The sequence below is a fragment of the Inquilinus limosus DSM 16000 genome, from assembly GCF_000423185.1.
In the GTDB taxonomy this organism is placed as follows: domain Bacteria; phylum Pseudomonadota; class Alphaproteobacteria; order DSM-16000; family Inquilinaceae; genus Inquilinus; species Inquilinus limosus.
Genome location: NZ_AUHM01000019.1, coordinates 1 through 25,830 on the forward strand (window position 1 = coordinate 1; position 25,830 = coordinate 25,830).

A 25,830-nucleotide genomic window follows, 5' to 3' on the forward strand; every position below is an offset into this window, starting at 1 on the left:
GCGAGGGCGCGGGCGCCGGCGCCTTCGGCCAGCCGCATGCCGATCTCGGCGAGACGCGAGAGCATCTCGACCTGCTGCAGCGCGAGGCCGCGGCAGTACGCCTGGATGTCGAGATCGGGCGGCACAGCGTTCATGGAACATATCATGAACGAGGCGTGCGCAGTTAAGCAATGAACATTGCGTTAACTCGACCGACGCTGGGCGGTGCGGGCGGCAACGGACGGATCGCGGAGGCCGTCCGTCTACCCGTGCTGCCAGACCTTCACGGCCGAAACGATCAGGATCGCCGCGAGGATCGGCAGCAGAACCGCGCCCGGCACCACGCCCAGCAACAGGCCGCCGACATAGCTGCCGGCGACGGAACCGGCCGCCATCATCAGCACGAACGGCCGATTGCGGCCGAGGACACCGAAGCTCCGGTCGCGGCTGTAGCGCGCGAACCCGACCGGCATCGTCGGCAGGCTCACCGCGAGGGACAGGCTTCCGGCAAGCTTGATGTCCGCCCCGAACAGCAGCACCAGGGTCGGGATAAGAAGTTCACCCCCGGCGACCCCGAGGATGGCCGCGAAGACGCCGATGCCGAAGCCGGCGACGACACCCGCAACAAGCTGCGCCGGGCCACTGAACAGCGCCGCGCCACCCGTGATCCGGTGCTCGAGCAGCAACACGGCGGCGATGGCCACCAGCAGGGCAGCGATCACCCTGTAGAGGGTTTCCGAGCGCAGGCGGGTCGCCCAGCCCGCACCGAACCATGCGCCGAGAAGGCTGCCCGCCAGGAGGTTGACGATCACCGGCCAGTGGGACAGCACCTCGTCGGCCGGAACAGCCCGCGTCCTGAACAGCAGCGCCGAGGCGACGACGACAAGGCTCATGGCCTTGTTGAGGATGACCGCCTCCAGCGCGACGAAACGGAACAGGCCGATCAGGAGGGGCAGCCGGAATTCGGCGCCGCCCAATCCGATCAGCCCGCCGAGCGTTCCGATCGCCGCGCCCCCGAGAAAGCCGGCCGGGAGGCTGCGTCGAACTGCTACGGGCTGATGCGGGTCCATGCGATATAGTTATCCGGACATAACGCATCGGCACAAGCGCGCTCATATCGCCATCACTGCGAGTCGACCTGAGCACTGAACCGATCGTCCGGTCGTCCTGTTGTCCGGTGGAAATCGACTGGCGAGGCTATCGTGGAACGCTCCGCCGGACTCCTGTTGCGCCGACTGGTCGCGGCTTTGTGCCTGGCCGCGTCCCTGGCGTTCGGCCTGGGGCCTGCGGCGACGCTCGCGGTGGAATTCCGGCCCGGCGACGAGTCCTGCGTGACGGCGGCGGAGGGGCCCGGCGCCGTGGCCGCCGATCACCATCCCGGCCGCCACCAGGCGCCGTGCTGCGGGATGTTGTGCGTCCCGGCCTTGCCGGCCAGCGTTCCGGCGGTGGGTCCGCCGGCCAGCGCAGCCATAGCCCCGCCCTATCCTCTCGTCACCGCCGGGGCGGGCATCGACCTGGACAGGCCGACTCCCCCTCCACGCTGAGGCCGCCCAGCCGTCGTCCCCCTTTTCGACCGCCACGGCCGGCCCGGCCCGATGCCGCATGAGCCCGGCCCGGCGGAACCTCGAGACACGGAGCCTTCCCATGCATCAGCTGTCCACCGACATCCGGTCCTGCATCGACGACTGCACCCGGTGCTACCAGACCTGCCTGTCGACCGCGATGCTGCATTGCCTCGAAGCCGGCGGGCAGCATGTCGAGCCCGCCCATTTCAGGCTGATGGCCGCCTGCGCGGAGATCTGCCGCGCGGCCGCCCATGTCATGCTGACCGGAACCGAGCACCACCGCCGCGTCTGCGGCGCCTGCGCGGAGATCTGCGATGCCTGCGCCACCGACTGCGAGCGGATCGGCGACATGCAGGACTGCGTCGACGCCTGCCGCCGCTGCGCGGCCTCGTGCCGGAAGATGGCGGCCTGATCGGATGGGGGCGGCGGCACCGCCGCCGCCCCTTCCCTTCAGATCAGGCTCAGCGTCGAGTTGGTGATCGGGTAGCGCCGGTCGCGGCCGAAGTTGCGGCGGGTCAGCTTGACGCCCGGCGGGGCTTGGCGGCGCTTGTATTCGGCGCGGTCGAGCAGGCGCCACACCCGCGCCACCGTGGCCCGGTCGTGGCCGCGGGCGACGATCTCGTCGACGCCCAGCTCCTCCTCCACCAGGCAGTTGAGGATGTCGTCGAGCTCGTCATAGGGCGGCAGCGTGTCCTGGTCGGTCTGGTTCGGCTTCAGCTCCGCCGTCGGCGCCTTGGTGATGATCCGCTCCGGGATCACCCGGCCGGCCGGACCCATGGCGCCGTCCGGATGCACTTGGTTGCGCCAGCGCGACGCCTCGTAGACCGTGGTCTTGTAGACGTCCTTCAGCACCGAATAGCCGCCGCACATGTCGCCGTACAACGTGGCGTAACCCACGGACATCTCGGATTTGTTGCCGGTGGTCAGCACCATCTTGCCGAACTTGTTCGACAGCGCCATCAGGGTGACGCCGCGGGCGCGGGACTGGATGTTCTCCTCGGTGATGTCGGGCGCCGTGCCCTCGAACAGCGGCGCCAGCATGGTGCCGAAGGCCTGCATCGCCGGCTCGATCGAGATGCTGTCGAGGCGGACGCCGAGGGCCCGGGCGCAGGCCTCGGCGTCCTCCAGGCTGTCGCGGCTGGTGTAGGGCGAGGGCAGCATCACGCAATGGACCCGGTCGGCGCCCAGCGCATCGACCGCGACGGCGGCCGACAGCGCAGAGTCGATGCCGCCGGAAAGTCCAATCAGAACACCGGGAAAGCGGTTCTTATTCACGTAATCTCTGAGGCCTAGCATCATCGCGCCGTAGATCGCTTCGACGCCCTCCGGCGGGGCGATGCGCTCGCCCTCGACGCAGTCCCAGCCCTCCGGCCCGCGCACCCATTCGGTGATCGCGACATGCTCGCGGAAGGAGGGCAGCTGGCGCCGCAGGGCACCGTTCCGGCCGATGACGAAGGAGGCGCCGTCGAACACCAGCTCGTCCTGGCCGCCGACCTGGTTGAGATAGGCCATGGCCAGGCCGCTCTCGGTCACCCGGTTCAGCACGATCTGCAGCCGCTGTTCGGCCTTGCCGGCCTCGTAGGGGCTGCCGTTCGGCACCAGCAGCAGCTCCGCCCCCGTCTCCTGCAGGCATTCGACCACGTCGCCGGTCCAGATGTCCTCGCAGATCGGCACACCGAGGCGCACGCCGCGGAACGGGATCGGCCCCGGCATCGGTCCGGCGGCGAAGACCCGCTTCTCGTCGAACACGCCGTAATTCGGCAGGTCGTGCTTGAACCGGGTCGCCGCGACCTTGCCGCCGTCCAGCAGCAGCACGGCGTTGTAGACCTTGCCGCCGTCGCGCCAGGGCGAGCCGATCAGCAGCGCCGGCCCCTCGGTGGTCTCGGCCGCGAGCTCGCGCACCCCCTCCTCCACCGCGTCGATGAAGAAGGGCTTCATCACCAAGTCCTCGGGCGGGTAGCCGCTGACCACCAGCTCGCTGCCCAGCAGCAGGTCGGCGCCGGCCGCGCGCGCCTCGTCGCGCGCACGGCGCAGCTTGTCGATGTTGCCGCGCACGTCGCCGAGCGTCGGGTTCAGTTGGGCGAGGGCGATGACGAGACGATCGGTCATGACGGGGTCCACGGATGACGGTCGGGGCACCCTAGCAGCCGACCGCGCCGGCTTGAAGGTGCTGCCTCGAAGTTAATTCTCATACTGAGAAAATCAAGACGATCGTCTCATTCGCGGCGGAGCTTCGTCTCGATCGCGGCGATGAACCGGTCGAGCTCGGCCACCTGCTCCCAGGACGGGGCGAAGCCCGGATGGATCTCCCGAGGGTCGGCGACGACGAAGCTGCCGTCCTCCTTCACCAGGAACTGCAGATCCTCGACCGCGATCTTCTTCTCTAGCATCGTGTCCCGGATCCGCCGCAGGCTGGCGACGCTGTTCTCGTTCAGATCGACGGTGTCGACGATGTTCCCCTCGTGATCGAGCCTGCCCCGGCTGTTGGCCACATAGCGGTCGAACAGCAGCGCGGGACGGCCGTCCACCTGCACCAGCCCGAGCGGCCGCGCGACCGGGATCCCTTCCGCCGCCAGCCGGTTGAGCATCTCGATCTCCTTGTAGCCGGGAACGGGATTGCCATCCCGGATGACGACCACCGCCTTGTCCCCGAAGGAGAAGGCGGTCTTGTAGAGACCGGCGCCGATCCGGGGCCCGAGATGGTCCTCCACGGACTCGATCCGCTGCCGGGTGCCGTCCGGCTCCACCCGGTAGAGCACCCGCCCCTCCAGCTCGACCGACCAGCCCTGCGTTGTCTTCGCGGGCCGGAGCACCGTCCAGCCGCCGGCCTCCTGCCGCAGATAGACCGAGGCCTGGGCGGTGTCGGCGAGGCTCTGGGCGAATGGCCGGCCTCCTGCCGCGGAATCGGACATGTTGAGGACGATCGGCTCCTCCCGGCGGGCCCCGTTGTCCGTCCGGATCACCAGCTCGTGCGGCGATACCGCCGTCCCGTCCGTGAGCACGCCCTCGCCGTCCCGGTTCACCTGGCGGAGATCGACGAAGTGAAGCTCCGTGCCGCCGCCCTCCAGGCTCCGGATCTCCCGGGCCGCCTCGGCCTCCCAGCCTCCGCGCGACGGCGGCGGAGACACGGGATCGAGCGGGACCTGCGGCCCCTCCTCCGCGGCGGCGGTCCGGCCGGCCGTCGACGCCCGGCCGGACCGGCCCACCGCCAGCGTCAGGCCGCCCCAGAGGGCGAGGCCGAGGCCCATCTCCAGGCGCTGGCCGGGGGAGAGCTCGTCCCAATCGGCCGCCAGGGTGTAGCCGCTGTTGGCCGCGGCGGCGCCGTCCGCCGCCACCGCCGCACGGTTGAGGCCCGTCCAGAGCCCGCCGGCCTCCGCCGCCCTGCCGGTCTGCGCCAGATAGGCCAGGCGGCCGAAGGGCAGCACGCTGGCCCCGCCCGCCGCCGTGTTGAACCACGCCATGCGGTATTCCGGATTGTCCCACCGGTCGAGGCCCCGCTCCTCCAGCGCGCCCAGCTCCTGGCCGCCGCGCCAGGCGAACCACGCCCCGGCCCCCGCCGCCACCGCCGGGGCCAGCGTGCCGCCCGAGCCGAACACCATCGCCCCGCCCGCCACCACCCCGCCGAACAGCGCCGCCTTGTCCAGCACCTGCTCGACATGCTCGCCGACGCTGTCCGGCGTCCGCGGCGTGGCCGCTGTCCAGCACCGCGTGCCCGCCCTCTTCGCGCAGCTCGCCGTCGCGTGGATAGGTCATGCCGCCGGGCGGCAGCCGGCTCTCGCGCGTCCAGGCCGCGAAATCGGCGTAGCGGCCGCCCTGGTTGTCGACGAAGCGCACCGTTCCGTCCCGGCCCTCGACCCGGAACAGCGGCAGCGTCACCGCCCCCGTCTCGGCGCTGGAGAACTGCACCGGCAGCACCGTCACCCTGGCGTCGGCGCCGCCCTGCTCCCGGATCGCCGCGGCGATCCTGTCGATGCCCTTGCCGTCCTCGTCCCTGTGCTCCAGCCCCAGCGCCCGGCCGACCCGGCTTTCCAGCGTCTCCGCCCCCGCCAGCTCCATCCCGCGGCTGTTCCCGGCCGAGGCCTGCAGCGCCTGGTCCGCCGCCGCCTGCGCCATCGGCTTCGCCACCGAAGGCGACGCCCACGGGTCGCCGCCCGGCGACCGCTGCAGCACCTCCGCCGTGATCCCGCGCTGCTGCAGCACCAGCGCCAGCACCCGGCCCCGCGCCTCCGGCGTGGTCCTGCCCTGCTGCGGGAAGGGCAACTGCTCCACCAGCAGCCTGCGGCCCTCCGGCGTCGCCAGGATGTCGCCCAGCCGCCGCCCCTCCTCCGGCTGGCCGAGCGCGGCGGCGAGCGTCTGCCCCATGTCCCGGGCCAGGCCCGGCGCCTCGAAATAGGTCTGCTCCCGCGCCAGGGCGAAGGCGCTGAGGGCGAAGGCATCCCGCGCCTCCCCCGCCGGAGCACAGGCCACCGCCGACACCGCCGAGGCCAGCGCCCGCGGCTGATGCGCCAGCATCGCGGCGAAGGCCGAGGCCTGGTCCCGCGGCAGCGACCCGACCAGGTCCTGCAGCCCGGCCGTGTCCAGCTCCGCCGTGTAGTCCGGCCGCGCCGGGTCGTGGCCCAGCGCCAGCAGCGCCGCCTCAGCGAAGGTCCGGGCGGCGGTCAGCTCGGGGTCCAGCTTCTCGTCGCCGCGATGGCCGGCCTGCAGATCGACCGAGCGCGCGACCAGCCGCTGCGCCACCAGCCGGGCCAGGTCCCGGTCGCCGCGCACCCGCCCGGCCAGGTCGCGCGCCGAGGCGGCGCCGTCGCCCTGCCATTTGCGCAGCACCCGGTCGACCAGCCGGACCTGCTCCGCCGCCGTCAGCCCGCCGAGGTCGCTGTCGCCCCGCAGCGCCTTCGCCGCGGTCTCGGCACCGTCGTCCATCCAGAAGCGCAGCGTGTGGTCCTTGACCTTGTCCCGGATCCATTCGTCGATCTGCCGCGCCCGCTCCGCCGGGACCGGCTTGTGCGCCTTCGCCCAGCTGACCGCCGAGGCGAATGCCGCCTCTTCCCGACCGCCGAGCTGCGGCGCCCGCACTCCCTCTCCACGACGCAGCGGCGCCAGGCTCATGCTGTTCCCCTCCCCGAAGGCATCGCGCCCGGAACGCGAAGCATCGGATGAAGTTCCTAATGCCTCCATGCAAATTCGCATGCCTCCCCTCCCGCGACGGCAGGCCTCGACGGCCGGGTAATTATGTTACGTCACGCAACAATATTATCCGACTCGCCGCGGCGGCCCGGGGACGGCCGCCCGGCTGCGATCCGGCTCCCCCGAGCTTGCACCATGGCCTGGGCCATCAACTGGCACCTGTACGGCACCTTCCTCGTCACCGCGCTGATCCTCGGCGTCACGCCCGGGCCGGTGAACATCCTGGCGCTGTCGCACGCCCTGGCCCTGGGCTGGGTGCGCACGGTGACGACGGTGGCGGGCGCGACCCTGGCGATCGCCATCCAGGCGGCGCTGGCCGTGGTCGGCATCGGTTCGTTCCTGGCGCTGCTGGGCCAGTGGTTCGACCTGCTGCGCTGGGCCGGCGCCCTCTACCTGGTCCATCTCGGCGTCCAGCAATGGCGCGCCCGCGGCGGCATGACGGTCGAGGCCGGCGGCGCCGTCCCGGTCGGGGCGCGGTTCTGGAAGGGCTTCCTGATCTCGGCCACCAACCCGAAGACGCTGCTGTTCTTCCCGGCCTTCTTCCCGCAATTCATCGATCCCGCCCTGCCGGCGACGCCGCAGCTGTCGCTGCTGGCCGCCAGCTTCACCGCGATCAGCTTCCTCGGCATCCTGCTGAACGCCGTCGCCGCCCATGCGCTGCGGCGCTGGCTGCAGGAACCGAGCCGCGCCCGGCTGTGCAACCGGCTGTTCGGCGGCGCCCTGGTGGGGATGGGCGCGTCGATGCTGCAGGGCTGACCGGGGTCGTCGCAGAAATCGGACGGAAGCCCTTGTTTCCCTGATCCTTTCGCCTGAAACTCTCCCCAGGGGACAGGGAGCTGCCGTTTTCATGCTGATCGAGCGCGAGGAGCCGCTTGAGCGCCTGCTGGGCCTGGCCCGACGGGCCGCGGCCGGCCAGGGCGGCACCGTCGTGCTGAGCGGCGAGGCGGGGATCGGCAAGACCGCCCTGCTGCAGGAGTTCGCGCGCCGCCTCGGCCCCGGCCACCGCGTGCTGTGGGGCGGGTCCGAGGCGCTGTTCACGCCGCGCGCGCTGGGCCCGCTGCAGGACATGGCGCACGGCCTGGGCCCCCGCGTTGCGGCGCTGCTGGACCAGACGGCCGCGCCGGAGCGCCTGTTCCCGGCCCTGCTGAACACGCTGCAGGAGGTGCCGGAGACCACCGTCCTCGTGTTCGAGGACGTGCATTGGGCCGACAATGCGACGCTGGACCTGGTGAAGTATCTCGGGCGCCGCATGCCGGTGCTGCGGGCCCTGCTGGTGCTGAGCTACCGCAGCGAGGAGACCGGCCCCGACCATCCGCTGCGGCAGGTGCTGGGCGACCTGCCGGCCACCGCCGCGCGCATCGCCATGCAGCCGCTGTCGCCCGAGGCGGTCGCCGCGCTGGCGCGGCAGGCCGGCCGTTCCGCCGCCGACCTGCACCGGATCACCGCCGGCAACCCCTTCTTCGTGACCGAGCTGCTGGCCAGCCAGGACACGGCGCCGGGCAGCATCCCGGCCTCGGTTCGCGACGCGGTATGGTCGCGGCTGTCCCGGCTGGCGCCGGAGGAGCGTGAGGCGCTGGAGGTGATCAGCATCGTGCCCGGCAGCGTCGAGCCCTGGCTGGCGCGAGCCCTGCTGGGCGCCCGGGCCGACACCGCGATCGACCGCTGCATCGCCCGCGGCATGCTGCTGCGCGACGACCAGGGCGCCGTGGGCTTCCGCCACGAGCTGGCGCGGCTGGCCACGCTCGACCAGCTGTCCCCGGCCGCCCAGCAATCGCTGCACGCCCGGGTCGAGGCGGCGATGGCCGACGCCCCCGCCCGGCAGGCGATCGCGCTGCTGCCGCGCCAGGTGCATCATGCCGCCGCCGCGGATGACGGCGAGCGCGTGCTGGCCCTGGCGCCGCAGGCCGCGGCGCAGGCCTCGCGCCTGGGTGCGCACCACCAGGCCGCCGCCCATCTGGCGACCGCGCTGCGCTATGTCGACCGGGCGCCGAAGGCCGTGGCGGCGCAGCTCTACGAGGACTGGGCCAACGAGGCCGCCCTGGCGCTGCGCATCGACGACACGGTGATCGAGGCGCGGCAGAACGCCGTCGCGCTGTGGCGCAAGCTGGGCCGCATGGACAAGGTCGGCCTCAACCTGCGGGCCCTGGCGCGACTGCTGTGGTCGCGCGGCGAGGTGCGGCAGGCCGGCGCCTGCGTCGACGAGGCGATCCGCGAACTGGAACGCCTGCCCCCCGGGCCGGAGCTGGCGATGGCCTGCAGCGTGCGGTCGCAGCTGCACATGCAGCAGAGCCATGTCGACGCGGCGGTCGAGTGGGGCCGGCGCGCCATCGACCTGGCCGACCGGCTGGGCGATGTCGAGACGCGGATCCACGCGCTCAACAACGTCGCCACCGCGCTGCTGTTCGTCGACCGCCCGGGCGGGCGGGAGATGATGGAGGAGAGCCTGGCCCTGGCCCTGGAGCACGGGTTCCACGAGCACGCCGCGCGGGCCTATATGAACTTCACCGAATACGCGGTCGCGTTCAAGGACTTCGCCCTGGCCGAGCGGGTCACGGCGGAGGGGCTGGCCTTCCTGATCCGGCACGACCTCGATTCCTGGACCCATTACCAGATCGGCTGGCAGGCGCGGCTTCGCCTGGAGCAGGGCCGCCTCCGCGAGGCGGAGTCGATCGCCGGCGGCGTCGTCGGCCTGCAGCAGACGGCGCCGGTGATCCGGCTCCCGGCCCTGATCGTGCTGGGCAAGGTGCGCCTGCGGCTGGGCGAGCCGGATGCCCCGGCCCTGCTGCAGCAGGCGCTGAAGCATGCGCTGGAGACCGAGGACCTGCATTTCATCGCGCCCGTCCGCCTGGCGCTGACCGAGGCGGCGTGGCTGGCGGGCGAGCCCGGCGCCGGTCACGAGCAGCTCGCGGCGGTGGCGGCGATGGACCTCGACAGCTTCGATCCCTGGGTGCTCGGCGAGCTCGCGGTCTGGTGGCGCCGCTGCGGCATGGCGGCCCCTCTGCCGCCGGCGACGGCACGGGCCCCGAGGCCGCGGGCGGCGGAGCTGTCCGGCGATCCACTGGCGGCCGCGGCGGAGTGGACGCGGCTGGGCCTGCCCTATGAGGCGGCCCTGGCCCTGACCCAGGTCCGCGGCGCGGAGGCAGGGCCGGCCCTGGCCCGCGCCGTGGCGATGCTGGAGGAGATCGAGGCCCGCCCCGCCGCCCTGCTGGCCCGCCGGACCGCGCAGAGCCTGGGGGTCGCCGACCAGCTGCCGAAGGCGCGGCGCGGCCCCTATGCGGTCGCCCGCCGCCACCCGCTGGGCCTGACCCGGCGCGAGCTGCAGGTGCTGCAGCTGCTCGCCGAGGGCATGGGCAACCGGGACATCGCCCGCCGGCTGGTGCGGTCCCCCCGCACGGTCGAGCACCATGTCTCGGCGGTGCTGGGCAAGCTGAACGCCAGCAGCCGGATGGATGTGCTGCTGCGCCTGCACAGCGAGCCCTGGCTGCTGTCCGTCGGCGAAAACTAGGTAGTCGCCCCCGCGAAAATTGGGCATCCGCCCCGAAGCGCAGCGGTTCCGCGGCGCCTAGGGTGTGCCTCGCGGCTCCGCCCCCGGACTCTGCCAATCTCGACGCAGGGCGGACAACGCGTCGAGCACGGAGGCACTGGCGATGACGGGCATCGATGCCGCTGCGGATCTGGACTATTCCCTGACCATGGCTCCCGGCCTGGCCGCCGCCCTGTCGGGCCGCGACGTCGACGACGATGCGGGCGGGCCGGGCGCGCCGAACCGGTCCGGCCGGGACGCGGGCGCCGCCATCGAGGACCTGCTGGACTGGCTCGATCTCGGCGTGATCATCGCCGATGCCTCGGCCCGGCCGATCCGGCTGAACCGGCGCGCCGAGGCCATCGCGGCCCGGAAGGACGGGCTGTTCGCCACGCCGTTCGGCATCACCGCGGCCCATCCGGAGGAGACCGCCAGGCTGCGGCAGGCGATCGCCGCGGCCGCGGCGGGGGGAGCCCGGCTGCGGCTGTCGCGCCCGTCCGGATCGCCGCCGCTGCTGGTCACCGTGATCCCGGTGCGCCGCGACGCCGATCGCGGCCCAACGGCGCCCTGGGTCGCCCTCTTCGTCATGGATCCCGGCGCGGCGGACGGGCCGGCCCCGGCGCTGCTGCAGGAGATGTTCGGCCTGACCGCGGCCGAGGCCGTCTTCGCCGCCGAGATCAGCCGCGGCGACGGGCTGCAGGCCGTCGCCGAGCGCCTGGCGATCGCGCCCAGCACCGCCCGGACCCACCTAACCCGCATCTTCGAGAAGACCGGCACCCGCCGCCAGGCGGAGCTGGCCCGGCTGCTGACGCAATGCGGCCGGCTGGGGTCGGATCAGCCTTTGAGCGGCATCCAGATCTCGACCAGGCCGGTGCCCGTCCACGGATCGAAATCGCCGCTGTAGCGCTCGAAGTTCGGCGCGTCGGCGAAGGCGTGGCCCGACTGCGGCAGCCAGCGGGTCCAGATCGTGTAATGCGTCGCCCGGATGCGGGAGATGTGGCCGCGGTGGCTGAACACCGCGTAGCGCTGCGCCGGGATGCGCACCCGCGCGAACTCCGCCGGCAGCTCGTCGAAGCTCGCGACCTCGACCCCGGCGATGTAGTCGAAATTGCCCGCGTCGTCGGCGTTGCAGCAGACGCCGTAGGTGGCGTCGCCGAGCTGGTTCGGCACATGGCCGATCTGCGGCCCGAAGCGCTGCCACAGCGCCGGGATGCCTTCGTTGGTCTCGAAGGTGTAGCGGCCGCCCAGCCCGGCCACCAGCAGGGTCTTGCCCGTCTCGAAGCGCGGCGCCTCGAGGTCGATGATCAGCGTGTCGTCCATCCGGATCGGCTCCACCAGCGCGAGGTTGTCGACATGGCCCTGGCCGCGCACCTGCTCCGGCGTCAGCCCGAACTGGTCGCGGAAGGCCCGGGTGAATGCCTCGTGGGAGCCGTAGCCGGCGTCGAGCGCCACCGCCAGGATGTCGGAGGCGCCGGCCGCCAGGGCCCGGGCCGCCTCGGTCAGGCGGCGGCCGCGGACATAGCGCATCACCGAGCGGCCGGTGGCCACGCCGAACAGCCGGCACAGATGGAACCGGGACACCCCGGCGGCCTCGGCGATCGCGTCGAGCGTCACCTCCGCCGAGAACCGGTTCTCGATGTACCAGACCGCCCGCTCGACCGCGCCCATGCCCTTCTCCCGCTGCGTTCGCCGGCACTGTGCCGATGGCGGATGCCGCCCGTTTGATCGCGATTGCGCCTCCGGGCCGGCTGTTGAAGGATGCGCCATCTTCCCGCTGCCCGCACAGGACGACCCGCCATGGCCCATGAGCTGCACGCCGCCGACCCGTCCCGGCTGTCGAACATCGGCGAGATCGACTGGGCGGCGCTGCGCCAGGCCCGGATCGACCTGGCCGCCTGCTTCCGCATGGCCGCGCGGCTGGGGCTGGAGGAAGGGATCTGCAACCATTTCTCGGCCATGGTGCCCGGCCGGGACGACCTGTTCCTGGTCAACCCCTACGGCCTGGCCTTCGGCGACGTCACGGCCTCAAGCCTCTTGGTCTGCGACTTCCACGGCAACGTCGTCGACGGCGACGGCAAGCCGGAGGCGACGGCCTTCTACATCCATGCCCGGCTGCACAAGCAGGTGCCGCGCGTCCGGGCGGCGTTCCACACCCACATGCCCAACGCCACGGCGCTGAGCATGGTCGAGGGCGAGCCGCTGGCCTGGGCCGGGCAGACGGCGCTGAAGTTCTACGGCCGCACCGCGGTGGACGACGCCTATAACGGCCTGGCCCTGGACGAGGCCGAAGGCGACCGGATCGCGGCGACGCTGGGCGACGCCGATGTGGTGTTCCTGCGCAACCACGGCGTGATGGTGTGCGGCCCGACCATCGCCGAGGCCTGGGACGACCTCTACTACCTCGAGCGCGCGGCCGAGGTGCAGGTCAAGGCGCTGAGCACCGGGCGGCCGCTGCGCCCGGTGCCGGCCGAGATCGCCTGGCGGACCTGCCGGCAGATGCGCGAGGGCGACCCGGAGAGCGCCCGGCTGCACCTCGAGAGCATCAAGCGCGTGCTGATGCGGCAGGATCCCGGCTTCGCAGCATGATCGATGGAATAGACCGCCCGGCCCGGCCGTCCATGGTCTGAGGGGCGTCCGCCTGATCGGATGCCCGCGAAGGGGATCGTTTCGAGATGAGCATCAGACGTCGCATCCTCGTGCCCGCGCTGGCCGCCCTGGCGGTGCTGGCGACCGCCGGCCCGGCGCTGGCCCATCACAAGCCCTGGCACGGGGGCGGGCCGCCCTGGGCCCGGCCCTATCACGGCCCGGGCATCGTCTATGCGCGGCCGCGGCCGCCCGTCGTGGTCTACGAGCGGCCGTATTACGGCTATTACGGGCGGCCCTACTACCATTACCGCCGGCCGGCGCCGGTCTATGTCGAGCCGCCGCCCTACTACGTCGCCCCGACCCCGGGCATCAGCATCAACATCCCGCTGCGCTTCGACTGACGCGACCGCGCGCCACACGAGGATGACGACCTTGCACACACGAGAGCCCCGGACCTCCAGGGTCCGGACCCTTTTGATCGCGGCCGCCGCGCTCGGCCTGTCGGCGGCGGGCACCATGGCGATGGCGGCCCCGCCCCATGGCCAGGGCCAGGGGCACGGCCAGGGTCAGGGGCACGGCAAGAAGCAGACCGTCGTCGTGCCCGGCAATCCGGGCGGCGCCCCCGGCCAGGGCAAGATCCACGGCCAGGGCGATGCCCGCCCTGCGGCGCTGTTCTCGCCGCGGGACCGGGACGTGATCGTGAACTACTATGGCGGCTGGCCGCGCGCCCAGGCGCTGCCGCCCGGCATCGCCCGCAACCTCGCGCGAGGCAAGCCGCTGCCCCCGGGCATCGCCAAGCGGACCCTGCCGCCGGACCTGCTGGCGCGCCTGCCCCGCTATGACGGCCATGAATATTACATGGTCGGAAGCGATATCGTGCTGGCGGCGATCGCCACCGGGATCATCATCGACATCCTGACGAACTGAGGACGCGCCGGCGGTTCAGGACCGCCGGCGGCCGTTCCGTCAGTCGAACGGGCGGAAGCCCTGGCGGGCGAGATCCAGGTCGCGATCGTCGACCACCCCGTTCCCGTCGACATCCAGATTGACCGTCTCCCAATCGCCGGTCGGCCCGGTGCCGGGCTTGACCTGCTGGATCCGGTCGTCGAGCTGCGCCTCGAGCGCGTCGATCATGTCCGGATCCGCGGTCGGGTCGGCCTTGAGCGCGGCGATCCGCTCCTGCAGGGTGCGGATGCCCGTCTCCTGCGGCGTGCCGAAATTGGCCTGCATGGCGCCGACGCTGGCGCCGTAGCCCAGTTCCCTGGCCAGGCTGACCATGGTGGAGACGCGCTGGCCATGAGTGCGGAACGGCCCGTTGCCGACGGTCGGCGACCAGCCGGAGCCGATCAGCGCCGCGGTGGTGTCGTCGTCGAGCGAGATGGTGTCGGTCTTGCCGGGCACCTGACTGGCTTTGGTCTTGCCGCTGTTGCCAGGGCTGTCGTCGGCATCGCCCGCGGCATTGCCGTTGCCGCCACCGTTGCCATTGCCGCCGCCGTTCCCGCTGCCGTTGCCGTTCCCGTTCCCGTTCCCGCTGTTGCCCTTGCCGCCGTTGCCGCCGTTCCCGTTGCCGCCGTTGTTCCCGCTGCCTCCCTTGCCGCCGCTGTCGCCGGCGTTCCCGCTGCCGCCGCCGTTCCCGTTGTTCCCGCTGCCTCCTTTGCCGCCGCTGTCGCCGGCGTTCCCGCTGCCGCCGCCGTTCCCGTTGTTCCCGCTGTTTCCCTTGCCGCCGCTGCCGCCGCCGTTCCCGCCGCCGCCGTTGTTTCCGTTGTTCCCGCTGCCTCCTTTGCCGCCGCTGTCGCCGCCGTTCCCGTTGCCGCCGCTGCCTCCTTTGCCGCCGCTGTCGCCGCCCTTGCCGCCCCCGTTGCCGTTTCCGCCGCCATTGCCCCCGCCGCGGTCACCACCTCTGCCGCCGTTCCCGCCCCCATTCCCGCCGCCGTTGCCGCCGCCATTGTCCCTGACGGTGATGAACTGCGGCTTCGAGATGGTCGCGAGATCCTCCCAGACGGCCGCCGTCGCGCCCGTCGCGTAGAGCAAGGCCGCCACGAGGGGCAGTGCTGCAGCAGGGCGGATACGCATCGGGAACTCCAGAACCGTGGTGTCGGAACGAGCCGCGACGGCCCGCTTATCATCCATGAGACGCCTGAGGGGCCGCCACCATTCCGGGCGATTTCGCAAAATCCGGCTTCCTGCCCGGACCGGACCGCCCCATTGTGCGTTAATAGGCCGGATGGATGAATCGCAACAGCGGCAGAATGGTGACGGGATGTCCGATCCGGCCGAACGCGTGAAGGGAGCGCTGCTGGCATCGCTGCCGCGGCTGCGCGCCTTCACCCGAGCGCTCGCCGGCTCCGCCCCCGAGGGGGACGACCTGCTGCAGGCGACCTGCGAACGGGCGCTGGAGCGGGCGCATCAGGCCGGCGCCAACGGCACGATGCAGGGCTGGATCTTCCGCATCGCCTACAACCTGCATCTCGACCGGCTGCGGGCTGGGCGCCGCCGCGGCGACGGGGCCGAGCCGATCGATCCGGACACGCTGCCGGGCGGCGACGCCGAGGCCGAGGTCGAGGCCACCCTGATGCTGGCCGCGGTGCAGCGCGCCATCGACCGCCTGCCCGAGGAGCAGCGCAGCGTCCTGCTGCTGGTCTCGGCCGGCGGCCTCAGCTACGCTGCCGCGGCGGAGGCGCTGGAGGTGCCGGTCGGCACAGTGATGAGCCGGCTGCACCGCGGCCGCCAGGCGCTGCATCACCTGCTGTCGCGGCGCGTGGTCGGCGTCGTGGCCGCGACGGCGCCCCGCTGATGGAGACGACCGTGACGATCGACACCGATTGGATCGCGGGCTATGCGGATGGCGAGCTGGAGCCGGAGCGCCGCCGCCTCGTCGGCGCGGCCCTGGCCCGCGACCCGGCCCTGGCCGCAGCGCTGCGGCGGGAGCGCGAGGTCTCGACCCTGCTCTCCGCCGCGTTCCGCCCGGTGGAAGAACCGACCCCGCAATCCCTGGCGGCGCTGCTGGCCCCCGCGGTGGCTGCATCGCCGTCGATCCGGCGCCGCCGCCCGGCGGCCCGGTGGTTGGGCGCGATCGCGGCCGCGGTCGCGCTGGTCGCCGCCGGTGCCGGCGGCTGGACCGCGCTGCGCGTGATCGATGGGCTGGAGAGCCGGGTCGCGCGCATCGAGGTGGCGGAGCAGCAGCGGGTGGCGGCGCGGACGGCGATCACGAGCGGCCGGGCCGATGTGCTGGAGCGTTCGCCGAACGGTGTCGAGATGCCCTGGCGCAGCGGCGACGGCGCGGTCGCGGGGCGGGTCCGGCCGGTCTCCACCTTCATCGACGGCACCGGCCGGTTCTGCCGCGAGTTCACCGAGGCGATCGAGGGACCGGACGGCCGGAGCGTCGGCGGCGGCATCGCCTGCCGGGTGGGCCAGCGCGACTGGCGCCTGTGGTGGCCGGAAGAGGGCGGCCAGCCGGACGGCGGCCAGGCGCTGTAACCCGGCCGCCGCGCCGGCCGGCTAATTCCCCACCGGCCGGGCGTCGGACACGAAGGGCCGGTACTGGAACAGCCAGGTCTCGGACGCCACCTGATCGCCGGCCTTGAGGAACAGCCGCATCTCGACCGGGTCGTCGCCGTCCACCGCCAGGTCGAACTGGACCCGCCAATGGCCCGGCACGTCGTCCGGCACCGCCTCCATGAGAATGTAGGAGGAGAAGGTGCCGCGCGAGGCCCACAGCACCGGCTCCGGCTTCACCCCGAAGGGCAGGTCGGTGAGCGGGCCGCCGAGGAACTCGACCATGAACTTGCGCACGCCTTCGGGGCGCGGCTGGCCGGGCTGGCCGCCGCGGCCGAGGCGCGTCGCCACCACCCGGGCCAGCGACGTCGGGTACGGCTCGTCCGCCATCCAGTGGATGCGGTAGGCGAAGGGCAGCTCGTCGCCCGCCTTGGTCGGCGCCTCCGGGTGCCAGTAGGCGACGATGTTGTCGTGGATCTCGTCGTCGGTCGGCAGCTCGACCAGCTGCACCGCGCCGCGGCCCCAGTCGCCCAGCGGCTCGACCCAGGCGGAGGGGCGCAGGTGGTAGCGCACGCCGTCCTCGTAATGGTCGAAGTTGCGGTCGCGCTGCAGCAGGCCGAAGCCCTTCGGCGACTGGTCGATGAAGCTGGACACGACGATCCGCGCCGGGTTGTTCAGCGGCCGCCAGATGTGCTCGCCGCCGCCGGTCCAGATCGCCAGCCCGTCGCTGTCATGCACCTCCGGCCGCCAGTCGATCGCGGTCTTCTTCACCGTCTCGGAATACCAGTACATCGAGGTCAGCGGCGCGACGCCGAGGCGCTCGATCGGCTGGCGCAGGAACAGCGTGGTCTCGACATCCATCACCACGCCGGCGGTGCGCCGCATCAGGAACCGGTAGGCGCCGGTCAGGCTGGGGCCGTCCAGCAGGGCGTAGACCGTCACCGCGTCGGCGTCGGAATTGGCCGGCTCGAACCAGTAGGAGGTGAAGTCCGGGAACTCCTCCGGCCCGCCCGAGCCCGGGGTGATGGTGATGCCGCGGGCCGACAGCCCGACCTGGCCGAGCTCGCCCTTGGCGCGGAAATAGGAAGCGCCGAGGAAGGCCACCCAGGGCTCCTCCTTCTTCCAGTCGCTCTTGCCGTCCTTCGCCTCCTGGATCCAGAAGCCGGCGAAGGCCGAGGGCTCGGAGGGCAGCTTGGCGGCCGGGCTGTCGGCGCCGACCGTGAAGTATTCCGGATCGTACAGGATCTCGCGCGCGGTGCCGGCGGCGGGGTCGACCGCATGCATCTTCACGGTCTTCGGGAAGAACCGGCCGACATGCTGGAAGGTGATCGGATAGGCGCCGGGCTGGCCGTCGCCGTACAGGGCGTAGTCCGGCTTGTACTTCAGCTTGCCGTGGGCGTCGTAGTCGATCGCCTGCACGATCTCCGGGTTCGGCCGCGGCGGCGAGACGTAGGCTTCGGCCGCCAGCGCCCGCGCACGGCCCTTCAGCCAGTCAAAGGAGAACGGGCCGGCCTCGCCGTAGCGCAGCCCGGCCGGCGGCGCCGCAAGGGCGGAGGCGCCTCCGAACATCCCGAACATCTGGGTGGCGGCGGCCAGCTTCAGCAAGGTGCGGCGGTCGAGCATGATTCTGGTCGGTCCTTTCGCTGCAATCTCCCGGCCGGCCGGGAACGCGCGCCTTCCTTACCAAGCCGAGCGGCGGGACGCAAAGCCCGGCCCTTTGCAAGGCCGCCGATCGCGGCGTAGATGACGAATCCCCATGGAGGATCCGATGGACAGCCGCCTCGACCGCATGATCGCCCGCCTCGTCACCCAGCGCCGGGCGCTGGAGCGGGCGGCGGAGGAGATCCGCGGCCTGCCCGGCCCGGTGCTGGAGATCGGCCTGGGCAAGGGCCGCACCTACAGCCATCTGCGCAAGCTGTTCCCGGAGCGCGAGATCGTCGCCTTCGACCGCGACCTGCATGCGCCGCCGGACGCCGCCCCGGCCGGCGCCGACCTGGTGCTGGGCGATTTCCGCGACACCCTGCCCGCCTTCTCCGGCCGGGCCCCGTGGGTCCCGGCGGCCCTGGCCCATGCCGATTTCGGCAGCGAGGATCGCGCCCGCGACGCCGCCCAGGCCGGCTGGCTGGCCGGGCTGATCGACCGGCTGATGGCGCCCGGCGGCATCATCATCAGCGACCGGCCGATGCAGGCGGCGCGCTGGACCGCCCTGCCCTTCGACACCGAGGGTTGGCCCTATTTCCTATGGCGCGTGGGCTGACGCCCGCGCCATCCTTCGCATCTGCGGCATCATCCCGCACTGCAACACACCCATGCCGGATCGGGGGTGGTCCGGGCGGATCCCTTCCTATCTTGTATACGGAATGCACGGGTCACCCGAGCAAGACGCGAGTGAGTGATGAGCAAGGCACGCCGGGCTAAGCCCGACTGGTTCATGATCGCCCTTCCCCTCGTCGCCCTTGCGGCGTGTCTCTGGCCCACACCGGGCCTCACGGGCGGCCCCCTGCACTGGGACTGGATCTCGACCTACGGCGTCTCGGTCGTCTTCTTCCTCTACGGCCTGACCCTGGCGCCGGAGAAGATGAAGGCCGGCGCATCGCATTGGCGGCTGCACCTGGTGGCCACCGCCGGCACCTTCATCCTGTTCCCGGCCCTGGTGCTGGGGGTGGGCGAGCTGGGCGAGGACTGGATCCAGCCGGACCTGCTGCTGGGCTTCTTCTTCCTGGCGGCCCTGCCGTCGACCATCTCCTCCTCGGTGGCGATGACCTCGCTGGCGCGCGGCAACCTGCCCGCCTCGATCTTCAACGCCACCCTGTCCAGCCTGCTGGGCGTCGCGATCACGCCGCTGCTGATGGCCTGGTACACCCACAGCCAGGGCGCGCCGATGCCGATCGGCCCGGTGCTGCTGAAGGTGGCGCTGCTGGTGGTGCTGCCGATCGTCCTCGGCCAGCTGGTGCGGCCCCTGCTCGCCGCCTGGGCCAACCGCCACTATGCCCGGATCAAGATGGCCGACCGGGTCATCATCCTGGCAATCGTCTACGGCTCCTTCGCCGATTCGATGGCGTCCGGCATCTGGTCGCAGCAGGACCCGATCGTGCTGGTCGAGATCGTCGGCGGCGTGGTGCTGCTGTTCGGCATCGCCTTCGCCGTGATGTGGGGCGTCTGCCGCCTGGTCGGCTTCGACCTGCCCGACACCATCGCCGCCACCTTCTGCGGCTCGAAGAAGTCGCTGGCCACCGGCGTGCCGCTGGCCCGGCTGATGTTCGGCACCTCGCCGCAGCTCGGCCTGGTGCTGGCGCCGGTGATGGTGTTCCACTTCTTCCAGCTGATGGCGGTCAGCGTCATCGCCGGCCGCCTCGCCGCCCGCCCGATGACCGATGCGGAGGTGCGCGAGGCCCGCAAGGCGGAGAAGGAGAAGGAAAAGCCGGCGCGCAGCCAGACGGCACGGGCGGCGTGAACCGAGTTATTCAGCCATAGGGCTGCTCAGCGGCACGGCCTTAATCCCCCTCACCCTCCCGCCGCCTTCGGCGTCGGACCCCTCCCTCTCCCCAAGGAGAGGGAAACAGGAGCCGCGGCTCCTTCACCTCTCCTCGGGGAGAGGTCGAAATCGCAGCAGCGATTTCGGGTGAGGGGGCGGCTCCGGCCCAACCATAGCGAGCGCCTAGATCCCCTTCACCAGCCCGCCGTCGACCAGCAGGTTCTGGCCGGTGATGTAGCCGGCGTCGTCGGAGAGGAGGAAGGCGGCGGTGGCCGCGATCTCCCCGACCGTGCCGAAGCGCTTCGCCGGGATCTGGGCGATCAGCTCCGGCTTCTCCGGATAGCTGTCGATGAAGCCCGGCAGGATGCTGTTCATGCGGATGCCGGACGCGGCGTAACGGTCGGCGTACAGCTTGGTGAAGGCCGACAGCCCGGCCCGCAGCACCGAGGACACCGGGAAGGCGGCGCCCGGCTGCACCGCGCCGAAGGCCGAGATGTTGACGATCGCGCCCTTCCCCGCCTTCTCCATCGCCGGCGTCACCAGCCGGGCCAGCCGCACGACATTGACCAGGATCAGGTCGAGGCCGAGATGCCAATCGGCGTCCGGGATGGCCAGCAGGTCGCCCTTGGGCGGGTGGCCGGTGTTGTTGACCAGCGCGTCGATCCGGCTCCAGCGGTCGAGCGTCGCGTCGACCAGGCGCTGCAGGTCTGCCGGCTCGGTCACCGAGCCCCGCACGGCGATGCCGCCGAGCTCCGCCGCCAGCGCCTCCACCGCGTCGGAGGTGGCGAACAGCGCCAGCCTGTAGCCGCGCTGCGCCAGCTCACGCGCGATCGCGGCGCCCATGCCCTTGCTGGCGGCGGTGACGATCGCCACCCGTTCGGTCGTGCTCATGCTTCAGTCTCCTTTCGGCCGTGCTTGACAGATGCGCCCGCCGGGCGGAGGAGACAAACGGGAAGTTCTTCGCCCAAGGGTTAGGAAAGCTAAGGGTCTGCTATCGACGATTCCGGATCCCTCCACGATCGTCATTGCGAGCGCAGCGAAGCAATCCAGGGCGGCAAGAGCGGAAGCATGGATTGCTTCGTCGGCTTCGCCTCCCCGCAATGACGGTTTGGGGCTTCTGGAAAGGTCCGGTTGCAGAGCAATCCGCGCCCGCTTGCGGCGCCTCGCGCTTTCCGACAAGAAGAGCGCATGCGGATCCTTCTGGTCGAAGACAATCCCGATCTCGGGGAGGCGGTGGAGAACCGGCTGCGCAAATCCGGCCATTCGGTGGAGTGGGTGCGCGACGGGCTGGCCGCCGCCGAGGCCGCCGGCCACGACGCCTTCGACGCCGTGCTGCTGGACATCATGCTGCCCGGCCAGGACGGCTTCGCCGTGCTGCGCGACCTGCGCCGGCGCGGCGTCGACGCCCCGGTGCTGGTGATCACGGCCCGGTCCGAGATCGACGACAAGGTCGGCATCCTCGACCTCGGCGCCGACGACTACCTGGTCAAGCCCTTCGACCTACGCGAGCTGGAGGCGCGGCTGCGCGCCCTGCTGCGGCGGCCGACGGGGCAGACCAGCAGCACCGTGTCACAGGGCAACGTCACGCTGGACCTGGCCGGCCACACGGTCACCGTCGCCGGCCGGCTGGTCGAGTTCGGCCGGCGCGAGTTCCGCCTGCTGGAGATCCTGCTGACCCGCGCCGGCCAGGTCGCGGCCAAGGACAGGCTGATGACGCAGCTGTTCGGCGACGAGGCCGACGTGTCGGTCAACGCGCTGGAGCTACTGGTCTCGCGCGTGCGCCGGAAGCTGGAGGGCGCCGACATCGACATCGTCACCATCCGCGGCACCGGCTACCGGGCACAGCCGCGCGGGACGCCGGAGTGACCACCAGGGCGGGGCGCGCCTCGATCCGGCGGCGCATGCTGGCGCTGACCGTGCTGGCGCTGCTGCTGGCCGGGATCGGCCTGGTGGCCCTGATCCGCGACTATGCCCGCGGGGCCTCGGACAGCGCCTTCGACCGGCTGCTGGCCGCGTCCGCCTTCACCATCGCCGGCGCGGTGCAGATCGAGGACGGGGCGGTCACGGTCGAGCTGCCCACCGCCTCGCTGGCGATGCTGGACTTCTCCGACGACGACCGCGTCTTCTACGAGGTCGCGGCGCCGGACGGCGCCTTTGTCACCGGCTATCGCGACCTCGGCGCCGGGCTGCCGCCGGCCACTTCCGCCACGCCCGATTTCAGCGACGGCACCTATCACGGCGAGACGGTGCGGATCGCCACGGTCGGCCGGCTGGTCTTCGTCGAGGGCAAGGCCGGCTGGGCCACCATCCGCGTCGCCGAGACCCGCGGCGCCCGCTCGGCCCTGGCGTCGGAGATCCTGGGCCAGGCCGCCCTGCCCCTCGCCGCCCTCGGCCTCGTCGCCCTCGGCCTCGTCTGGTTCGGCATCCGCTACGCCTTCGCCCCGCTGGTGGTGATGGAGCGCGAGCTGCGCCGCCGCGCGCCCGAGGACCTGTCGCCGGTGCAGGTGCCGGTGCCGATCGAGGTGCAGCAGCTGACGGGCGCGCTGAACGACTTCATCGGCCGGCTGCGCAGCGTGATGGAGCGGGTCAGCGGCCTGGTCGCCGACGCCGCGCATCAGGTGCGCACGCCGCTGGCCTCGCTGCGCGCCCAGGCCGAGGTCGCGGTCGACGAGGACGATCCCGCCCGGCTGCGCGACCGCGTGGTCCGCATCCACCAGAACGCGGTCCAGGCCAGCCATCTGGTCAACCAGCTGCTGATGGACGCGACCGTGCGCCACCGGCTGGAGGCGCGCGAGGCGACGGCGGTGCCGCTGGACGCGATCGTCGAGGATGTGCGCCAGCGCCTCGATTCCGAGCAGGCCGGGCGGGTTTCGGTCGCGCTGGCGCCGGAGGCGGCGCGGGCCGAGATCAGCGGCGACCGCGTGGCCCTACGCGAGATGCTGTGGAACCTGGTCGACAACGCCCTGACCCATGCGCCGGACAGCACGGTCGAGATCGACGCGACCGTCGAGCGCGGCCGGGCCGTGATCCGGGTCTCCGACCGCGGCCCGGGCATCCCGGAGGCCGAGAAAGCGCTGGTGCTGGAGCGCTTCACCCGCGGCCAGGGCAGCCGGGACCGGCCGGGATCGGGGCTGGGCCTGTCGATCGTCCGCACCGTGGCCGAGGCCCATGGCGGCACGCTGTCGCTGCTGGACCGGCCGGGCGGCGGGCTGCGGGTCGAGGTCGCGCTGCCGGTGGCGAAAACAGCGCGACGACGGCCGCACGGGCCGGCGGCGGCGCTGCTGCTGGCCGGGGCGCTGCTGGCGACGACGATCGAACCGAGCCGCGCCGCGCCCGGTACCACCGTCTATCCCGCGCCGGCCGGCGGGGAGCGGACGCTGACCATCCTCGGCGCCACCGACACCCCCCTCTTCGCCCGCTTCATCGCCGATTTCCAGGCGCTGCGGCCCGAGATCCGGGTGGTGTACCAGGAGACCGACACGCTGCCGATGTATCAGGCGGCGTCGAGCGGGCAGCTGTCCCCGATGCCCGACCTGCTGATCAGCTCCGCCCCCGACCTGCAGGTGAAGCTGGCCAATGACGGCTTCGCCCAGGCCTATGCCTCGCCCTGGCTGGACCGGCTGCCGCATTGGGCGCAGTGGCGGGGCGAGGCGATCGGCTTCACCTTCGAGCCGGCGGTGATCGCCTACAACCCCGACCTGCTGCCCGAGGCGGAGGTGCCGCGGTCGCATGCCGAGCTGATCGCGCTGCTGGAGGCGCAGCCGGAGCGGTTCCGCGGCCGGGTCGCGACCTACGACATCGCCATCAGCGGCATCGGCCACCTGCTGGCCACGCAGGACGCGCTGATCTCCTCCAACTTCTGGCGGCTGGCCGCGGCCTTCGGCCGGGTCGACGCGAAGCTGAGCGGCAGCAGCCCGGAGATGCTGGACCGGATCGTCAGCGGCGAGCTGATCCTGGGCTACAACCTGCTCGGCTCCTACGCCTTCGCGCGGCAGACCGCCGGAAAGCGGCTGGGGGTGGTGGTGCCCGAGGACTATGCCCTGGTGATGACCCGGGTGGCGCTGATCCCGCGCACGGCCCCGAATACCGAGCTGGCCCGCGCCTTCGTCGACTACCTGCTGTCGCCGCGCGGCCAGGCCCTGGCGGCGGGGGTCACCGGCCTCGGCGCGATCATGCCCGATATCTCCGGCCCATGGACCGCCGGCAGCATCGCCGGCAAGGCCGAGGGCGCGCTGCAGCCGATCCCGCTGGGGCCGTCGCTGCTGGTGGCGCTGGACGAGCGCCGCCGAGACCGGTTCCTGGAGACCTGGCGGCGCCTCGTCTCCGACGGGACGCCGATGACAGGACGCTGACAGGTTCGGCGGCTAGACTGATCCCTGGAACCGGGCCGATCGCGATGCCCGGGGCGAAGCAACAGGCCAGGGAGGTCCCGATTTCACCCGAGACGCAAGAGCGCCGCGACCGGCGGCCCATCCGAGTTCCATCCACCATCAGCGGCCGATGAGCGACCGGCCTGCGCCCTGACGGCGCGGGATGCTATGCTTTCGGCCAAAACCAAACCGATTTCCTGGGAGGAATGTTCATGAAGAGACTGGCGATCGCCGCCGTTGCGGCCGTGCTGGCGCTGCCCTTCGCAGCGCGGGCCAACGACTACACCATCATGGCGCCGGCCGCCCCCGGCGGCGGCTGGGACCAGACCGCGCGATCGATGCAGCAGGCGCTGCAGGCCGAGGGCATCTCGCGCAGCGTCCAGGTCGTCAACGTGCCCGGCGCCGCCGGCACGGTCGGCCTGGCCCAGTTCGTCAGCCAGAACAAGGGCGACCCGAAGGCCCTGATCGTCGGCGGCTATGTCATGGTCGGCGGCATCATCACCAACAAGTCGCCCGTGACGCTGGCCGACGTCACCCCGATCGCCCGCCTGACCGGCGAGTACGAGGCGATCGTCGTGCCCAAGGATTCGCCGGTCAAGACGATCCAGGACCTGGTGGAGTCGCTGAAGAAGGATCCGGGCGGCGTGACCTGGGCCGGCGGCTCGGCCGGCGGCACCGACCACATCACCGTCGGCCTGGTCGCCAAGGCGGCCGGGGTGGACCCGACCGAGATCAACTACATCGCCTATTCCGGCGGCGGCGAGGCCCTGGCGGCGGTGCTGAGCGGCCAGGTGACGGCCGGCATCTCCAGCTATGGCGAGTTCGAGTCCCAGGTGAAGGCCGGGGCGCTGCGGGTCCTGGCGGTGTCGAGCGACCAGCGGCTGCCCGGCGTCGAGGCCCCGACGCTGAAGGAGGCCGGGCTGGACGTGGTGGTGCAGAACTGGCGCATGGTCGCCGCCGCGCCGGGGCTGAGCGACGAGCAGAAGGCCGCCGTCGCCGCCGACATCGAGAAGCTGGCCAAGTCCAAGACCTGGCAGGAGACGCTGAAGACCAAGGGCTGGACCGACACCTACCTGGCCGGCGCCGATTTCGACAAGCAGCTCGCCACCGACATCAGCACCACCGAGCAGATCCTCAAGGACGTCGGTCTGGCCGAATGAGCACCGCCCCGGAACACGCCACGAAACGTCGGCCGGACTGGCCGGTCCTGGGGATCGCCGCGGCCCTGGCTGTCGTCGCCGTGGTGCTGTTCTGGGACGCCGGCCAGCTCAATGTCAGGGGGTTCGCGGCCCGGTTCGGGCCCGCGATCTTCCCCCGCCTGATCGGCGGGCTGCTGCTGATCCTGGCGGTGTGGACGGCGGTCGACGCCTGGCGCGGCAACCCGCCGCCGCGCGAGAAGGACGACCTGCCGCCCATCGCCTGGATCGTCGGCGGCCTGGCCGCCCAGATGCTGCTGCTGACCACGGCCGGCTTCTCGATCGCGACCGGCCTGCTGTTCGCCGCGACCGTCCGGGGCTTCGGCCGCGGCCCGCTGTGGCGGACCATCCCGATCGGCATCGTCTTCGCCTTCGTGGTCTGGTTCATCTTCACCAAGGGGCTGGACCTGACCCTGCCGGCGGGGCCGCTGGAACGGCTGTTCTTGCAGTGAAGGCC

At 72.0% G+C, this 25,830-nt stretch carries 24 protein-coding genes; 17 read left to right on the forward strand and 7 right to left on the reverse strand.

All coding sequences use genetic code 11. The features are described from left to right. Positions 1-242: 242 nt before the first annotated feature. Positions 243-1,049: a sulfite exporter TauE/SafE family protein gene (locus G537_RS0117115; protein WP_026871165.1), complete on the reverse strand. Its 807-nt coding sequence runs from the start codon at positions 1,047-1,049 to the stop codon at positions 243-245. Positions 1,050-1,623: 574 nt separating this feature from the next. On the opposite strand from G537_RS0117115, the gene G537_RS0117125 reads away from it, so the two are divergent. Beyond that, complete coding sequence (locus G537_RS0117125) at positions 1,624-1,956, forward strand: four-helix bundle copper-binding protein (protein ID WP_026871166.1); 333 nt, start codon at positions 1,624-1,626, stop codon at positions 1,954-1,956. Positions 1,957-1,994: 38 nt separating this feature from the next. Here the strand turns inward: G537_RS0117125 and G537_RS0117130 are convergent, their stop codons facing one another. Together G537_RS0117130 and G537_RS0117135 are read right to left on the reverse strand one after the other, a co-directional pair. Further along, positions 1,995-3,653, reverse strand: a complete 1,659-nt coding sequence (locus G537_RS0117130; protein ID WP_026871167.1) for an NAD+ synthase — start codon at positions 3,651-3,653, stop codon at positions 1,995-1,997. 107 nt (positions 3,654-3,760) lie between these two features. Further along, complete coding sequence (locus tag G537_RS0117135) at positions 3,761-5,191, reverse strand: hypothetical protein (RefSeq protein WP_026871168.1); 1,431 nt, start codon at positions 5,189-5,191, stop codon at positions 3,761-3,763. 170 nt (positions 5,192-5,361) lie between these two features. On the opposite strand from G537_RS0117135, the gene G537_RS0117140 reads away from it, so the two are divergent. The 5 genes from G537_RS0117140 to G537_RS38415 all read left to right on the forward strand — a co-directional run bounded on the left by G537_RS0117140 (position 5,362) and on the right by G537_RS38415 (position 11,155). Beyond that, positions 5,362-5,937 (forward strand): hypothetical protein, encoded by a 576-nt coding sequence (locus G537_RS0117140; protein WP_026871169.1) that lies wholly within the window; start codon positions 5,362-5,364, stop codon positions 5,935-5,937. A gap of 218 nt (positions 5,938-6,155) precedes the next feature. Beyond that, on the forward strand, positions 6,156-6,701 hold the full coding sequence (locus G537_RS0117145) for a hypothetical protein (RefSeq protein ID WP_155888635.1): 546 nt from the start codon (positions 6,156-6,158) through the stop codon (positions 6,699-6,701). 162 nt (positions 6,702-6,863) lie between these two features. Next, positions 6,864-7,484 carry a LysE family translocator gene (locus tag G537_RS0117150; protein WP_051248512.1) on the forward strand — a complete coding sequence of 207 codons (621 nt, stop codon included), beginning with the start codon at positions 6,864-6,866 and terminating at the stop codon, positions 7,482-7,484. Positions 7,485-7,575: 91 nt separating this feature from the next. Further along, positions 7,576-10,233 carry an ATP-binding protein gene (locus tag G537_RS0117155; RefSeq protein WP_026871172.1) on the forward strand — a complete coding sequence of 886 codons (2,658 nt, stop codon included), beginning with the start codon at positions 7,576-7,578 and terminating at the stop codon, positions 10,231-10,233. Between the two features lie 142 nt (positions 10,234-10,375). After that, positions 10,376-11,155 carry a helix-turn-helix transcriptional regulator gene (locus G537_RS38415; protein WP_051248513.1) on the forward strand — a complete coding sequence of 260 codons (780 nt, stop codon included), beginning with the start codon at positions 10,376-10,378 and terminating at the stop codon, positions 11,153-11,155. Here the strand turns inward: G537_RS38415 and G537_RS0117165 are convergent. Then, a complete protein-coding gene (locus G537_RS0117165; protein WP_026871173.1) occupies positions 11,086-11,919 on the reverse strand; it encodes an AraC family transcriptional regulator in 834 nt (277 codons plus the stop codon). The genes G537_RS38415 and G537_RS0117165 overlap by 70 nt on opposite strands. 129 nt (positions 11,920-12,048) lie before the next feature. Here G537_RS0117165 and G537_RS0117170 point away from each other — a divergent pair, with 129 nt between their 5' ends. From G537_RS0117170 to G537_RS0117180, 3 genes are all read left to right on the forward strand, one after another. Then, positions 12,049-12,837: an aldolase gene (locus G537_RS0117170; RefSeq protein WP_026871174.1), complete on the forward strand. Its 789-nt coding sequence runs from the start codon at positions 12,049-12,051 to the stop codon at positions 12,835-12,837. Between the two features lie 86 nt (positions 12,838-12,923). Next, the gene (locus G537_RS38420) at positions 12,924-13,238 is read left to right on the forward strand and encodes a hypothetical protein (protein WP_034852048.1); all 315 of its coding nucleotides are present in this window, start codon (positions 12,924-12,926) and stop codon (positions 13,236-13,238) included. 73 nt (positions 13,239-13,311) lie between these two features. Continuing rightward, positions 13,312-13,764 carry an anti-virulence regulator CigR family protein gene (locus G537_RS0117180; protein ID WP_026871175.1) on the forward strand — a complete coding sequence of 151 codons (453 nt, stop codon included), beginning with the start codon at positions 13,312-13,314 and terminating at the stop codon, positions 13,762-13,764. Between the two features lie 39 nt (positions 13,765-13,803). On the opposite strand, the gene G537_RS43685 is transcribed toward G537_RS0117180, so the two are convergent. After that, on the reverse strand, positions 13,804-15,165 hold the full coding sequence (locus tag G537_RS43685; protein WP_211230420.1) for a hypothetical protein: 1,362 nt from the start codon (positions 15,163-15,165) through the stop codon (positions 13,804-13,806). Between G537_RS43685 and G537_RS38430 the strand changes: the two genes are divergently transcribed. Together G537_RS38430 and G537_RS0117195 are read left to right on the forward strand one after the other, a co-directional pair. Beyond that, positions 15,119-15,631 carry an RNA polymerase sigma factor gene (locus G537_RS38430; protein ID WP_245579044.1) on the forward strand — a complete coding sequence of 171 codons (513 nt, stop codon included), beginning with the start codon at positions 15,119-15,121 and terminating at the stop codon, positions 15,629-15,631. The two genes, G537_RS43685 and G537_RS38430, sit on opposite strands and share 47 nt — an antisense overlap. 11 nt (positions 15,632-15,642) lie before the next feature. After that, complete coding sequence (locus G537_RS0117195) at positions 15,643-16,314, forward strand: hypothetical protein (protein ID WP_155888637.1); 672 nt, start codon at positions 15,643-15,645, stop codon at positions 16,312-16,314. A gap of 21 nt (positions 16,315-16,335) precedes the next feature. Here G537_RS0117195 and G537_RS0117200 read toward each other — a convergent pair whose 3' ends face one another. Then, positions 16,336-17,955 carry an OpgD/OpgG family glucan biosynthesis protein gene (locus tag G537_RS0117200; RefSeq protein ID WP_026871177.1) on the reverse strand — a complete coding sequence of 540 codons (1,620 nt, stop codon included), beginning with the start codon at positions 17,953-17,955 and terminating at the stop codon, positions 16,336-16,338. 145 nt (positions 17,956-18,100) lie between these two features. On the opposite strand from G537_RS0117200, the gene G537_RS0117205 reads away from it, so the two are divergent. Both G537_RS0117205 and G537_RS38435 read left to right on the forward strand, forming a co-directional pair. Then, positions 18,101-18,589, forward strand: coding sequence for a class I SAM-dependent methyltransferase (locus G537_RS0117205; RefSeq protein ID WP_034852051.1), 489 nt, complete (start codon positions 18,101-18,103; stop codon positions 18,587-18,589). Positions 18,590-18,727: 138 nt separating this feature from the next. Continuing rightward, positions 18,728-19,786 (forward strand): bile acid:sodium symporter family protein, encoded by a 1,059-nt coding sequence (locus G537_RS38435; protein WP_064742160.1) that lies wholly within the window; start codon positions 18,728-18,730, stop codon positions 19,784-19,786. Positions 19,787-19,990: 204 nt separating this feature from the next. Here the strand turns inward: G537_RS38435 and G537_RS0117215 are convergent, their stop codons facing one another. Then, entirely contained in the window at positions 19,991-20,698 is a 708-nt protein-coding gene (locus G537_RS0117215; RefSeq protein WP_026871179.1) for an SDR family oxidoreductase, read from the reverse strand. 297 nt (positions 20,699-20,995) lie between these two features. Here G537_RS0117215 and G537_RS0117220 point away from each other — a divergent pair, with 297 nt between their 5' ends. The 4 genes from G537_RS0117220 (at position 20,996) to G537_RS0117235 (ending at position 25,825) form a co-directional block, all read left to right on the forward strand. Next, positions 20,996-21,673, forward strand: coding sequence for a response regulator transcription factor (locus tag G537_RS0117220; protein WP_026871180.1), 678 nt, complete (start codon positions 20,996-20,998; stop codon positions 21,671-21,673). Next, positions 21,670-24,159: a HAMP domain-containing histidine kinase gene (locus tag G537_RS0117225; RefSeq protein WP_026871181.1), complete on the forward strand. Its 2,490-nt coding sequence runs from the start codon at positions 21,670-21,672 to the stop codon at positions 24,157-24,159. Before G537_RS0117220 ends, G537_RS0117225 begins: the two co-directional genes overlap by 4 nt. A 230-nt stretch (positions 24,160-24,389) precedes the next feature. Continuing rightward, positions 24,390-25,337, forward strand: a complete 948-nt coding sequence (locus G537_RS0117230; protein WP_026871182.1) for a Bug family tripartite tricarboxylate transporter substrate binding protein — start codon at positions 24,390-24,392, stop codon at positions 25,335-25,337. Continuing rightward, entirely contained in the window at positions 25,334-25,825 is a 492-nt protein-coding gene (locus G537_RS0117235) for a tripartite tricarboxylate transporter TctB family protein (RefSeq protein ID WP_026871183.1), read from the forward strand. Before G537_RS0117230 ends, G537_RS0117235 begins: the two co-directional genes overlap by 4 nt. Positions 25,826-25,830 lie beyond the last annotated feature (5 nt).